The following is a 12588-nucleotide window of genomic DNA, read 5'->3' as shown; positions in this document are numbered from 1 at the left end:
AATGGCTAAAAAAACAAAAAAAGCCGTTGCGCTAGGCTATAACAAAGAAGATCAAAATGCACCAAAAATTCTAGCTAATACTAAAGGTGAAAACGCTGCTAAAATCATCTCTTTAGCCAAAGAAAATGGCATACCCATAAAAGAGGATAAAGACTTAGTAGAGGTGCTTAGTAAGCTTGATCTAGGCGATGAAATCCCACCTAATATGTATAAAGCAGTGGCTGAAATTTTTGCCTTTTTATATAAAGTTGCTAATGAAGATGAGACTAAGCAAAGTCCGCAATCTTCTTAGAAAATTCAACTTGCTCATAAGCATTTTTGCTAAATTTTAAAAATCCTTTTTGAGCGATTAAAACTATAGTTGAACCTAGCTCAAAATTTCCAAGTCTTTGACCTTTTTTTACAAAAAGATCTTCATAAGTATGAGTAAAATCAAAATTTGCAGCATTAGTTTGTATACTAGTATCAAAGCTAAAATGCATTTTACCAACATTTAGCGCACCCACAAATACCATCCAAAGTATAAATTTTCCCTCCACTAAGCACTTTAAAACTACTCTTTCATTTTTAGTATAAAGGTTTATAATCTTAGCTAACTTTACCTCACTCACACTAAATAAAGCTCCACTCATATAAGTAGCACTTAAAATTTGCATATTACAAGGTGCATGATAATGATGATAATCTTTTGGAGATAGATAAATATTTGCATAATCTATGCCATTTTCTAATTCTTCTTTGCTAGCTGAGTTTTTTAAAAGCTCTTCTATACTATAACTTGAACCTTTAATGCTAAAGGCTAAATTTTCTTTTAAATCATTTTGAAAACTACTTCCAAGTTCTAAAATTTTACCATCACTTGGACTTACAAAGCCATCTTCCAATTCTCGCTCATTTAATAAAGTTCTTGTAAATAAAGCATTTAAACTCTCGTATTCTTCTAAGGGTTTAAATTCGCTCATATTGATATTAAAAGCATTTACATAAGCTTTATTAATGTTTTTTTGTATGATTTTTGGAAATTTATATTTTGCTATGATTCCAAACATTTTTGAAGCACTATTACTAAATCCCACTCATTCTCCTTTTAATCTAATCAAAGCTATCTCACTAGGAGCTAAAAATCTCACAGCAGGTCCCCAAAAACCAGCTCCACTGCTTACATAAAGCAAGCTATCTTTGCTTAATTTATAAAGCCCATACACAAAGCCTTGTTCTAGATATACTAGCAAAGAAAAAGGGAAAATTTGTCCTGCGTGTGTATGTCCTGATAAAATCAAATCAAACCCACTTACATCATAAGTTTTTACATATTTTGGTTGATGCGTGATTAAAATATTAACTTTTTCTTGATTGATTTGAGTTTTGATTTTTTCTATATTACTTTCTTTAAAACCCAAACGCTTAGCACTTAAATCCAAAGTCCCACTTAAAGTAAAATTCCCAAAATCAATACTTTCATCTTCTAAAACTTTGAAATTTTTAAGCGTTTTAAGCTTTTTGCTTATTGCATTTATATCATTGTAATACTCATGATTTCCATAAACAAAATAAGTACCATATTTTGATTTAAAATTTTCTAATAAATTAATATAAGACATACTAGCTATATCTGCATCGATTAAATCCCCAGCTATAATGACTATATCAGCATTTAAAGCATTAACCTCATCAATCAAGGTTTTTAAAAAATCTTCACCTAAATTTTTTCCCAAATGTATATCAGAAAGTAAAGCTATGTTTAAATCTTCTTTTAAATTTTTAATTTTAATATCTACTTCATTAACCTTAGGCGTGCTGATAGCATTTACAAAGCCTTTAAACACCATACTAACACTAAGTATAATAAGCCAAGAATCAAAAATTAATTTCAAAAACTTTCTTCTTTGAAGGCTAAAAATTTGCTCTTTTTTATTTTCATTAAAAAAAATCCAAGAAGCAATTTCAAAAACCACTCCAAAAAGTAAAAAAAAGCAGGTAATAGTAGGAAAAATCGCTAAAATATAATAAAGCTTTTCGTGCAAAAAATCCCCGCGCATATTTACAAAAAAGATTAATTCACATGCAAAAACCATTAAAACAAAAGCTAATACAAACTTCTTATAAGGTTTTAAAAAATCAACCTTACTTAAAAATCTTTTATAAATATACCAATTTGCCAAAGCAAAAAATAAAACTAATAAAGTAAAAAAAACAAACACTCTCATAGTGTAATTTTATTTAAGCAAAATTAATACTTTTTAAAGTAAAATCGCAAAAAACATTTGGGAAAGAAATTTGGCTTTAATAGATTTAATCGATGCAAATAAGAAATTTAATACAAAAATAGTTTTAGAAAATGCAAATTTTAGTGCAAATTTAGGAGAAAAAATCGCCATTATAGGTAAAAATGGCGAAGGAAAATCAAGCTTTTTAAAAGCCCTTATGGGAACTTTAAAACTAGATAGCGGTAGAGTGATTAAACAAAATAACACTAGCATAGGTATGCTAAGCCAACAAGTAAGCTTTGAAAGCACCTTAAGCGTGAGCGAGGCTATCAAAAAAGAACTTGAAGAAATTTACAAGGCCTTAAAAGAATTTGAAAACTATAACGAAAAATTAGCTCTTGATCCTGAAAATAAAGAATATTTAAAAAAAGTAGATGAATTAAGTTTATTTATAGATTCAAAAGATGCATGGAATTTAGACCAAAAAATACAAAGAATACTAGAAGAGTTTAAACTATTAGAGTATAAAGACAGAGCACTTTGCTCTTTAAGCGGGGGTGAAATAAGACGTGTAGGACTTTGCACGCTTTTGCTGAAAAATCCTGATATTTTATTGCTTGATGAGCCAACCAACCACCTAGATGTATATATGAGTAGCTTTTTAGAAGAAAGATTGAAAGCTTCTAAAATGTGTGTTATTTTCATCTCTCACGATAGATATTTTATCGATGCGATAGCGCAAAAATGCGTAGAAATAGAAGCAGGAAAATTAAGCATTTTTGAGGGTGGATATACGCAATATCTAGAAAAAAAAGCAGCTATTTTAGCTTCCTTAGCTAAAAGCCATGAAACCTTACTTAAACAATTAAAAAGCGAAGAAGAATGGCTAAGAAGAGGAGTTAAAGCTAGACTTAAGCGCAACGAAGGGCGTAAAGAACGCATTTTTAAAATGCGCGAAGAAGCCAAGAAAAACCCAGGAGCTATCAAACGCTTACAACTTGAGATTAAAAGAGCAAGTAAAAATTTCAATCAAATCCAAAGTCAAAACCGCAAAAAAATGCTTTTTGAACTTAAAAATATCTCAAAATCCATAGCAGGCAAGACACTTTTTAAAGACTTTAATGCACGAATTTTACAAGGTGAACGCATAGCTATAGTAGGTAAAAACGGCTGTGGCAAATCTACTTTTTTAAAAATTTTACTTGATCAAATTCCACTTGATAGCGGGGAGATTAAAAGAGGTGAAGTTAAAATAGGCTATTTTGATCAAAGCAGAAGCTTACTCAATACCGATAAAAAACTTTTAGAAATTTTTTGCCCAAATGGCGGTGATCACATTCAAGTGCGTGGTAAAAATATGCATGTTTATGGGTATTTAAAACAATTTTTATTTCCAAAAGAATTTTTAGAACAAAGCGTAAGTGTTTTAAGCGGAGGAGAGAAAAACAGAGTTGCTCTAGCCTTGCTTTTTACTAAAGAATATGATGTGTTAGTTTTAGATGAGCCAACAAATGATTTAGACATAGCTACAATTAATATCTTAGAAGAATATTTACTTTCTTTTGAAGGTGCGATTTTGCTTGTATCACACGATAGATATTTTGTTGATAAAATAGCAACTAAACTTTATGCTTTTGAAGATAATGCAAATATTAACATAGAAGTTCTTTCTTACAGCGAATATTTAGAAAACGAAAAAGAATACAAAGACTTTGAAGAATTTTCTAAAAGTTTAGAAACAAACACCACAACAAGTGTAAAAACAAAAGAAAAATCAAATAAAAAACTAAGCTATAAAGAAAATGAAATTTTAAACTCATATCCTGATAAAATTCATAAATTAGAAGAAGAAATCAAAGAAATCAAAAATGCTCTAAGCAATCCTGCAATCTATCAAGAGCTAGGTATAAATACCCTTTATGAAAAACTAAATTCCTTAGAAAATGAACTTAGTATTTTAGAAGAAGCTTATTTTGAGGTTTTGGAAAAAAGTGAAAGCACTGATTAACTTTATATATTTTAAATAAGATAAAATTACTCAAATTTATTTAAGGAAAAAATTATGACTTTAATAACTATTTTATGTATTTACACGACCTTTTTGGTTTTTATATCTTATATGCAAATTTCTTTTTTAAAAAAAGAAAGAGAAAAACAAGCAATTATTTTAAATGAGCATGATTATAAAAATGCTGCAAATATCGCTATAGAAAATGAAAAATACAAAATCTTTTCTAATCTTTATAATCTGATGATTAATATTTCTTGGATTGGCTTTGGCTTTTTATATTTAAAAGAAATTTTTATAAAAGAAAATTCTACTTTAGAAAATACTTTATTTTTACTTACATTTTTATTTATTATTAGTATTTTAAATTTACCACTTAGTTATTATGAAAGCTTTGTAAAAGACAAAAAACACGGATTTTCAAATATGACTTTAGTACTTTTTATTAAAGATAGTATCAAATCTTTAGCCCTAATGCTTATTTTTGGCTTTTTAATTATCTATGCTTTAGTATTTTGCTTTGAATTTTTTAACACATACTGGTGGATCGTTGCTTTTGCTTTAAGCTTTATAATCATACTTATTATAAATCTCATCTACCCTACACTTATTGCACCTATGTTTAATAAAATGAAAAAACTCGAAGATGAAAATTTATTAGAAAAAATCACCAATTTAATGCAAAAATGTGGCTTTAGTGCAAATGGTGTTTATGTTATTGATGCAAGTAAAAGGGATAAAAGATTAAATGCTTATTTTGGCGGTTTATTTAAAAGCAAAAGAGTGGTGCTTTTTGATACACTTTTAAATGCTTTAAAAGAAAAAGAACTCATTGCTGTTTTAGGTCATGAGCTAGGACATTTTGTGCATAAAGATTTACTAAAAATGTTATTTTCTAGTGCTTTGATGCTTTTTGCTTTATTTTTTATCTTTGCACATTTACCAAGCTTTTTTTATATTGAAAGTCATTTGGATGGAGTAAATGCTGGAGTTTTTGCGCTTTTATTGATTTTTGGAAATATTTTTACTTTTATTATCTCCCCGCTACTTAATAAAATGAGTCAAAAAAATGAATTTAATGCTGACTTACATGGAGCAAAACTAAGTTCTAAAGAAGATATGAAAAATGCCCTCATAGCCTTAGCAAAAGAAAATAAAGCCTTTGTTAAAACAAGTAAAATTTATACCTTCTTTCATCTAAGCCATCCTTGCATTTATGATAGAATCAAAGCTTTGCAATGATTTCAATCAAACAGGCCTTAAAGCAAGCTTACGCAAAAGATCCTACTCACAAAGAATATATACTTTTTATTCTTTGTGAGCTTTTACAAAAAGATAAGGCTTGGATTTTTTTAAATCCTGAATTTCAAATCGATGAAAAAGTTTTTTTAGAATATGTAGATAGGTTTTTAAATGGCGAGCCTTTTGAATATTTATTTCAAAAAACGCAATTTTATGGTTTAGATTTTTTTATTGAAAAAGGGGTTTTAATACCGCGTTTTGATAGTGAAATATTACTTGAAAGATGCTTAGAAATTTTAGATCATAACTCTTTTGAAAATATACTTGAAATTGGCTTTGGGAGTGGAATTTTAAGTATCTCTCTAGCAAAGTTAAAGCAAATTTTCATACAAGCTTGTGATATTAATCCAAAGGCACTAGATCTTGCTAAAAAAAATGCAGATTTTCATAATGTTTCAAATTTGATTGATTTTCAACTTTGTGATTTTAAAACTACGCAAGGAAGTTTTGACTTTATTTTTTCTAATCCTCCTTATATAAAAAATAATTATCCTTTGGATAAATGGGTGCAAAATGAACCGCATAATGCTTTATTTGGCGGGGATAAAGGTTGGGAAATTTTACATGAAATTATCCTTTTTGCCAAAAATCATAACACAAAAGTCTTAGCGTGTGAGTTTGGTTATGATCAAAAAGCAATTTTAAATAAAATTTTAGAGGAAAATGGCTTCAAGGCTACTTTTTATCAAGATTATAATGGATTTGATAGAACCTTTGTTGCGTGGAATTTAAAAAATTAGACTATAATTATCTTTTTATAGGAGAAAATATGAAATCAATATATTTATTTTTGCTAGCAAGTTTAATTGGGATTGAAATTAGCATAGGTGTGTTTTTAGCTCCGACTATATTTTATCCTGCTAAATTCATAGGCGAAGGGGTTTTAACTCATTTTCAAAGTGGGCTTTTAATGACACACATTTTTGTGCAATTTGGTTATGTTTTGCTAGGTGTAAGTGTTTTATCTATTTTAATGGAAATTTTCTCATTTAAGGATAAAAATTTAACTTTTAAAATAAATTTTTCAAAATTTATGCTTTCTTTAATCATTTTGGCACTAAGTTTGCTTTTTGTATTTTACTTCACTGCTTATGTTTTAGAAGCACAAAGCTTAGGAGAAGAAGCAACTAAGACTCAAGAATTTATAAAAATTCATGGTGCAAGTGAAGTTGTGATGAAAATTATCATGTTATCACAAGTAATTTTGTTTTTTTTAAATTTTAAGACAAAAAAGTGATATAATAAAACAAGTCTTTAAAAGGAGTCAAAGATGAAAATAGGCGATATAGGAACAACTCAACAAAACCATTACTTAAATCAAGCTCAAAAAAGCCAAGAAAAAGCTTTAGAAAATATAGCCACAATGCGTGCTATAGATGGAAGCGATGGGGCAAATTTAGCCATAGCTGATTCTTTAAGAAGTCAGTATAGCACTATAGATCAAGGCATTTTAAATGCTTATGATTCAGTAGGTGTTTTACAAATTGCAGACTCAGCACTAAACAATATCTCAGCCACTGCAGATAGACTTAATGAACTTTCTGTACGCTCAAATAGTGCCGCATTAAATGATAGACAAAAAAGTATGCTAAATGCCGAAGCAAATAAACTTATAAGTTCAATCAATGATGCATTTTCAAATGCAACTTTTAATGGAAAAAATGTCTTCCAAAGTATGGATTTTGTTGTTGGAGCTGGGGTTGAAAGTATTAATTTAAATCAACCAAGCACAGCAAACTTAAGCCTTGAAAACCAAGATGGAATTCGCGATTTTCAAGATCAAGTAGGTTCTTTACGCGCAGATATTGGTGCTGGGATTAATGCTATCCATTCTAACATCAACTCATCTTTGCAAACTAGCATTAATACTAAAGAAGCTGAAAGCAAATTGCAAAATAATGACTTAGCACAAAATATCAATGATTTTAATGCAAACTACTTAAAAGAAAATGCATTTTTATTTGCAAATGCTCACTCAAATGTAATGTTGCAAACTAAACTAGCAAGTTTGCTTCAATAACAAAAACTCCCAAATAAGGGAGTTTTTCAAGGAAAAATATGCAAGATAATGCTTTGTTAAAGCAAGTTTTAAAACATCCTTTATATGAAAAAATCCAAAAACTTAGTATCAAAATTCAAAAATCAAGTTATCTTATAAATGATAGCTTTGATATTTTTTATGATAAAAGCTTAGATGATGAAATTAATAGTATTGCCTTAGAATTAAAACCTTGGCGCAAAGGACCTTTTAAAATCAATGATTTATTCATAGACACAGAATGGCAAAGTTTTATAAAATTTAATATATTAAAGCCATATATGCAAGAGATCAAAGGCAAAATAGTTGCAGATATTGGCTGCAATAATGGTTATTATATGTTTAAAATGCTTGAATTTAATCCTTCAAAACTCATAGGTTTTGATCCTTCTATTAAGTATTATTTACAATTTTTACTTTTAAACTCTATTGCAAAAACTCCTATACAATATGAGCTTTTAGGTGTGGCTGATGTACCAAATTATGGCATAAAATTTGATGTGATTTTTTGTCTTGGCGTAATTTATCATCGTAGCGATCCTATAGCCATGCTAAAACAACTCAAGCAATCTTTAAATAAAGATGGTATAGTCTTTTTAGATACTATGTATATAGAAGATGAAAGAGAAATTGCACTCATTCCTCAAAAAACTTATTCAAAAATACCAAATATTTTTTTCATTCCGTCGATATTGGGTTTAAGAAATTGGTGTTATAGAGCTGGATTTAGTGAATTTGAAGTTATAGCAACTAAACAAACTGATTTTGAAGAACAAAGAAAAACACAATGGATTGATTCTTTTTCTTTAGATCAATTTTTAGATGAAAATGACTCAAATTTAACTTGCGAAGGTTATGAAGCACCAAAAAGAGTTTATGTTAAATTAAAGGTGTAAAAATGGCAAGAGCAGCAAGTGCTGTTAGCATAGAAGAATTGATAGATCCTGAAGAATTAAATCGCATTAAATCAGAACTCATCACTTGTCCAGGGATAAACAATACTTTAGCAGGAAGCATTTCTCATATAGAAAAAAATTTTGCTAAAGGTATCTTAATCACAACCCATGATATGGCAGTAGATGAGCTAGGATTAGTGCATAGTGGTTTTGTATTTAATGCAGCAAATTATATAGCTCAAGCTGCAATCAATAAAGAATTTAGCGTCTTAATAGGCTCAAGAAGCTTTTTTTATGCTCCTTTAAAAGTTGGTGATATTCTAAACCTTGAAGCAAGTGCTTTATTTAGTGATGACTCAAGAAAAAGAGAAGTTAAGGTAGTTGGTTTTGTGAATGAGATTAAAATTTTTGATGCTTCTTTTCAAGTTGTCACAACCGAAGATCATATATTTAAGCTTAAACAGAGTCAAAACACCACAAACAACAACCAAAACCAACAAGAACCTGCTAAACAAGAAACAACACAAGAAGAACTCAATGCGGCCTTAAAAGGAATCGGGGGTTAAAGGTAAATCCACCCAATTCTTTGGGCATTCTTTATGGTAAGTCCCACTTGCATCATAATATTCTTTACAATCATCATAAAAGCGGTTTGAAATTCCTCTTTCATTGACAAAACAGCCACCAAAAAACAATACTACAAATCCAATGAAAAATATTTTTTTAAACATCTCTTTTCCTATTTTAATCTTATTTGTTTACGCCATTTATAAGGCTCTATAGGATTTTCATCTACCCATAAACCTTTTTTATTTTCTTTAGCATAGTTTTGCTCATTTACATATAAATCACTATAATATTCATAAGCCCAAGCAAAACCATTTTTAACCATAACTTGATTGATATCTTTATCATTTAGGTACACAATGGCCAAAATTCTACCATATTTATCCTCATCTTTTACATTTAAAACAACTTCTTTATTTAATACAATAGCTTTTAAAAATTGCGTAGCCATTTTTCCATAGGCTTGATCACTCTCAGGCGCATCGATACCAAAAAGTCTGATTTTAAGTTTTTCATTTTCAAATTTAGCCTCAATAGTATCTCCATCTACCACACGATTTACCTTAGCATTAATATATGAACCACTATCATAATTTAAAATATAAGCAAAAGCAAATAAAAAAAGTACAATTAAAATTTTCTTTGGCTCTTTTAATAAGGTTATTAATAATTTAATTTGCTTTTTAGAAATTTTCATTTAAACCTCATCTATATAAAAATATGCCATAATTACAATAAAAAGGAGAAATTTATGCAAGAAATTATACAAAATTTTAAACAAATTACTCAAATACCTCATTGTAGTTTTAAAACCGAAGAATTAAAAAATTTTCTCATTGATTTTGCTAAAAGTCACAACTGTCAAGTAAGCGTTGATAATGCAGGTAATATCCACGCATACAAAGGAAATCCAAAAATTTGTTTACAAAGCCATTATGATATGGTTTGCATGGGGGAGGCTCCAAATATACAAATGTACGAAGAAAATGGATATTTAAAAGCTAAAAACTCAAGTTTAGGTGCAGATAATGGCATAGGAGTATCATTAATGATGCAAGCTTTAAAAGACTTTGAAAATATCGAATGTCTTTTTACTAATGATGAGGAAGTTGGCCTTTGTGGAGCAAATAATCTTACACATACTTTGATTTCAAACAAGCTGTTAAATTTAGACCATGAAAGTGATGATGAAGTTGTTATAGGTTGTGCTGGCGGAGTAGATATTTTTGCTAATTTGAAATTAGAAATAGATGAAAAAGAAGATGAATGCTATGAAATAGAGGCAATAGATTTTAAAGGTGGGCATTCAGGGATTGATATTGTTAAAAACATCAAATCTTCTATTAAAGAAGCAAGTCACTTTATCACTCAAAATCAAGGCGAACTTTGCGAGTTTAAAGCAGGCGAGAGAATAAATTCAATACCAAAACATGCTAAAATCGTAGCATTTTTTAAAAATCCTCCAAAAGAAAATAATCATTTTAAAGTAAAATATCTAGGTAAAATCAAAAGAACATATTATAAAAATTCTCAAATCATTTTAAATCTTATCAATGCTTTTGCACAAGGTGTTAGAACTTTTAATCATCATCTAAATTTAGTCCAAACAAGTATCAATCTTTCATTAGCTTATGAAAAAGAAGGTAAATTTCATTTTGAACTTTTTGCAAGATCAAATGATTTACAAGAGCTTAAAAATATAGAATTTGAAACCTTAACCTATTTTAAAATGCAAAGCTGTGAAGTTTCAAGTGCAAATTTTTATCCACCTTGGGCTAATAAAGATACTAAATTTGGAGAAGAAATTCTAAGTTATTTTAAAAAAGAAAATCCAAACGCCAAGCTTTACACTATACATGCTGGTTTAGAATGTGGTATTATCAGCGAAAAACAACCTCTAGAATGTTGTTCTATAGGGCCAAATATATATAGTCCACATTCAACAGATGAAAAATGCGAAATAGCTTCTATCGAAAAAATCAGTAAAATTCTTTTTACAATTTTAAAAAATCACCAGTAATATATAGATAAAAAAACCAATATTTTGACAAATAAATTCAAAATATTGGTAAATATTTATTTAAATAATAAAAAATTTTATTTACTATTAATAAAACTTGCATTATACTCTCGCATATTTTACAAACAAGGAGAGAGTATGGAAATACTAACTAGCCTTAGCGAAGGCACTCAATTTAGTATCCAACTAGCTGTAGTTCTTATTTGTCTTTTTTATGGGGCAAAAAAAGGCGGTATCGCTCTTGGTTTACTAGGCGGTATAGGTTTATTGGTTTTAAGTTTTGGTTTTGCTGTAGCACCTGGAAAACCTTCAATTGATGTTATGCTTACCATCTTAGCTGTTGTTGTTGCTAGTGCAACCTTGCAAGCTAGCGGTGGTTTAGATGTAATGTTACAAGTAGCAGAAAGAGTTTTAAGAAAAAATCCTAAATTTTTAACCATCTTAGCACCTTTTGTAACTTGTATTTTAACCATGCTTTGCGGAACCGGACATGTTGTTTATACCATGATGCCTATTATTTACGACATTGCTATTAAAAACGGCATACGCCCAGAAAGACCAATGGCTGCTTCTAGTATTTCTTCTCAGCTTGGTATCATCGCAAGCCCTGTTTCAGTTGCTGTTGTAAGCTTAACAGCACTACTTTTAAATCCAGAAATCAACAAACATCCTTTAGCAGGTTTTGATGGTTATGTGGATTTACTTGCTATTACTATACCTTCTACTTTGGTAGGTGTTTTAGCTATAGGAATTTTTTCTTGGTTTAGAGGAAAAGATCTTGATAAAGATGCAGACTTTCAAGCTAGAATCAAAGATCCAGAACAAAGAGAATACATCTATGGTGATAGCAAAACTCTTCTTGGTCAAAAACTTCCAACTATTCAATGGGTAGCTATGTGGATTTTCTTAGGCGCTATTGCAATAGTAGCTATACTTGGAGCCTTCCCAGAACTTAGACCGCAATTTACTTCAAAAGGTGTTACTAAACCTATGAATATGGTTGCAGTAATTCAAATGTTTATGCTTTTAGCAGGTGCAGCACTCATCATCTTTACTAAACTTGATGCAAGCAAAATTGCAAAAAATGAAATTTTTAAATCAGGTATGATAGCTTTAGTAGCTGTTTTTGGAATTTCTTGGATGGCAGATACCATGTTTGCAGTGCATACTCCTATGATGAAAGAATCTTTAGGAAATATCGTTATAGAACACCCTTGGACTTATGCAGTTATGCTTTTATTAATTTCTAAATTTGTTAATTCTCAAGCAGCAGCAATCGCAGCATTTGTCCCACTTGCACTAGGAATTGGTGTTGAACCAGGCATTATTATCGCTTTTGCAGCAGCTTGTTATGGATATTATATTTTACCAACTTATCCAAGCGATCTTGCAACTATACAATTTGATAGATCAGGCACTACAAAAATAGGTAAATTTGTTATCAATCATAGCTTTATCTTACCAGGCTTAATTGGTGTAATTGTTTCTTGTATAGTAGGTTATTTCTTAGCTTTAGGTGCAGGATATTTATAAAAATTAAAGGGCTTTAA

Annotated in this window: 14 protein-coding genes; 10 read left to right on the top strand and 4 right to left on the bottom strand. The window is 29.5% G+C overall.

The window, feature by feature from the left end; genetic code table 11:
* Position 1 precedes the first annotated feature (1 nt).
* Complete coding sequence (locus CD56_RS02895; RefSeq protein WP_047208118.1) at positions 2-292, top strand: FlhB-like flagellar biosynthesis protein; 291 nt, start codon at positions 2-4, stop codon at positions 290-292.
* Here the strand turns inward: CD56_RS02895 and CD56_RS02890 are convergent.
* A complete protein-coding gene (locus CD56_RS02890) occupies positions 267-1076 on the bottom strand; it encodes a phosphatidylserine decarboxylase (RefSeq protein WP_047208117.1) in 810 nt (269 codons plus the stop codon). The two genes, CD56_RS02895 and CD56_RS02890, sit on opposite strands and share 26 nt — an antisense overlap.
* A complete protein-coding gene (locus tag CD56_RS02885) occupies positions 1077-2207 on the bottom strand; it encodes a metallophosphoesterase (RefSeq protein WP_047208116.1) in 1131 nt (376 codons plus the stop codon). It lies immediately after the preceding gene.
* Positions 2208-2277: 70 nt separating this feature from the next.
* On the opposite strand from CD56_RS02885, the gene CD56_RS02880 reads away from it, so the two are divergent.
* From CD56_RS02880 to CD56_RS02850, 7 genes are read left to right on the top strand one after another with little or no spacing between them, the layout of a single operon-like run.
* On the top strand, positions 2278-4215 hold the full coding sequence (locus tag CD56_RS02880; RefSeq protein ID WP_047208115.1) for an ABC-F family ATP-binding cassette domain-containing protein: 1938 nt from the start codon (positions 2278-2280) through the stop codon (positions 4213-4215).
* A gap of 54 nt (positions 4216-4269) precedes the next feature.
* Positions 4270-5457, top strand: a complete 1188-nt coding sequence (locus CD56_RS02875; protein WP_047208114.1) for a M48 family metallopeptidase — start codon at positions 4270-4272, stop codon at positions 5455-5457.
* Positions 5457-6257, top strand: a complete 801-nt coding sequence (locus CD56_RS02870; protein WP_047208766.1) for a HemK/PrmC family methyltransferase — start codon at positions 5457-5459, stop codon at positions 6255-6257. The genes CD56_RS02875 and CD56_RS02870 overlap by 1 nt, the downstream gene beginning before the upstream one ends.
* Positions 6258-6286: 29 nt before the next feature.
* A complete protein-coding gene (locus tag CD56_RS02865; protein WP_039628182.1) occupies positions 6287-6754 on the top strand; it encodes a DUF4149 domain-containing protein in 468 nt (155 codons plus the stop codon).
* 33 nt (positions 6755-6787) lie between these two features.
* Positions 6788-7537, top strand: coding sequence for a flagellin (locus CD56_RS02860; RefSeq protein WP_039617926.1), 750 nt, complete (start codon positions 6788-6790; stop codon positions 7535-7537).
* A 38-nt stretch (positions 7538-7575) separates the two neighbouring features.
* Positions 7576-8451, top strand: a complete 876-nt coding sequence (cmoB, locus tag CD56_RS02855; RefSeq protein WP_047208113.1) for a tRNA 5-methoxyuridine(34)/uridine 5-oxyacetic acid(34) synthase CmoB — start codon at positions 7576-7578, stop codon at positions 8449-8451.
* Between the two features lie 2 nt (positions 8452-8453).
* Entirely contained in the window at positions 8454-9017 is a 564-nt protein-coding gene (locus tag CD56_RS02850) for a hypothetical protein (protein WP_039617921.1), read from the top strand.
* Here CD56_RS02850 and CD56_RS02845 read toward each other — a convergent pair.
* The gene (locus CD56_RS02845; protein WP_039617919.1) at positions 8997-9182 is read right to left on the bottom strand and encodes a hypothetical protein; all 186 of its coding nucleotides are present in this window, start codon (positions 9180-9182) and stop codon (positions 8997-8999) included. The genes CD56_RS02850 and CD56_RS02845 overlap by 21 nt on opposite strands.
* A gap of 8 nt (positions 9183-9190) precedes the next feature.
* Entirely contained in the window at positions 9191-9715 is a 525-nt protein-coding gene (locus CD56_RS02840) for a thermonuclease family protein (protein WP_047208112.1), read from the bottom strand.
* A 54-nt stretch (positions 9716-9769) separates the two neighbouring features.
* On the opposite strand from CD56_RS02840, the gene CD56_RS02835 reads away from it, so the two are divergent.
* Both CD56_RS02835 and CD56_RS02830 read left to right on the top strand, forming a co-directional pair.
* Positions 9770-11038, top strand: a complete 1269-nt coding sequence (locus CD56_RS02835) for a M20/M25/M40 family metallo-hydrolase (protein WP_047208111.1) — start codon at positions 9770-9772, stop codon at positions 11036-11038.
* A gap of 138 nt (positions 11039-11176) precedes the next feature.
* A complete protein-coding gene (locus tag CD56_RS02830) occupies positions 11177-12571 on the top strand; it encodes an anaerobic C4-dicarboxylate transporter (RefSeq protein ID WP_047208110.1) in 1395 nt (464 codons plus the stop codon).
* Positions 12572-12588 lie beyond the last annotated feature (17 nt).

It is taken from the genome of Campylobacter lari (assembly GCF_001017575.1).
Lineage (GTDB): Bacteria > Campylobacterota > Campylobacteria > Campylobacterales > Campylobacteraceae > Campylobacter_D > Campylobacter_D lari_C.
The sequence above is the reverse complement of the archived record's forward strand: the minus strand, read 5'-3'. Positions and strand labels throughout refer to the sequence as shown.

Bases quoted from the DNA above. Each gene is read 5' to 3' on its own strand.
- CD56_RS02895 (WP_047208118.1), top strand. From the start codon at position 2: ATGGCTAAAAAAACAAAAAAAGCCGTTGCGCTAGGCTATAACAAAGAA.
- CD56_RS02885 (WP_047208116.1), bottom strand. From the start codon at position 2,207: ATGAGAGTGTTTGTTTTTTTTACTTTATTAGTTTTATTTTTTGCTTTG.
- CD56_RS02875 (WP_047208114.1), top strand. From the start codon at position 4,270: ATGACTTTAATAACTATTTTATGTATTTACACGACCTTTTTGGTTTTT.
- CD56_RS02865 (WP_039628182.1), top strand. From the start codon at position 6,287: ATGAAATCAATATATTTATTTTTGCTAGCAAGTTTAATTGGGATTGAA.
- CD56_RS02860 (WP_039617926.1), top strand. From the start codon at position 6,788: ATGAAAATAGGCGATATAGGAACAACTCAACAAAACCATTACTTAAAT.
- cmoB (WP_047208113.1), top strand. From the start codon at position 7,576: ATGCAAGATAATGCTTTGTTAAAGCAAGTTTTAAAACATCCTTTATAT.
- CD56_RS02850 (WP_039617921.1), top strand. From the start codon at position 8,454: ATGGCAAGAGCAGCAAGTGCTGTTAGCATAGAAGAATTGATAGATCCT.
- CD56_RS02845 (WP_039617919.1), bottom strand. From the start codon at position 9,182: ATGTTTAAAAAAATATTTTTCATTGGATTTGTAGTATTGTTTTTTGGT.
- CD56_RS02840 (WP_047208112.1), bottom strand. From the start codon at position 9,715: ATGAAAATTTCTAAAAAGCAAATTAAATTATTAATAACCTTATTAAAA.
- CD56_RS02835 (WP_047208111.1), top strand. From the start codon at position 9,770: ATGCAAGAAATTATACAAAATTTTAAACAAATTACTCAAATACCTCAT.
- CD56_RS02830 (WP_047208110.1), top strand. From the start codon at position 11,177: ATGGAAATACTAACTAGCCTTAGCGAAGGCACTCAATTTAGTATCCAA.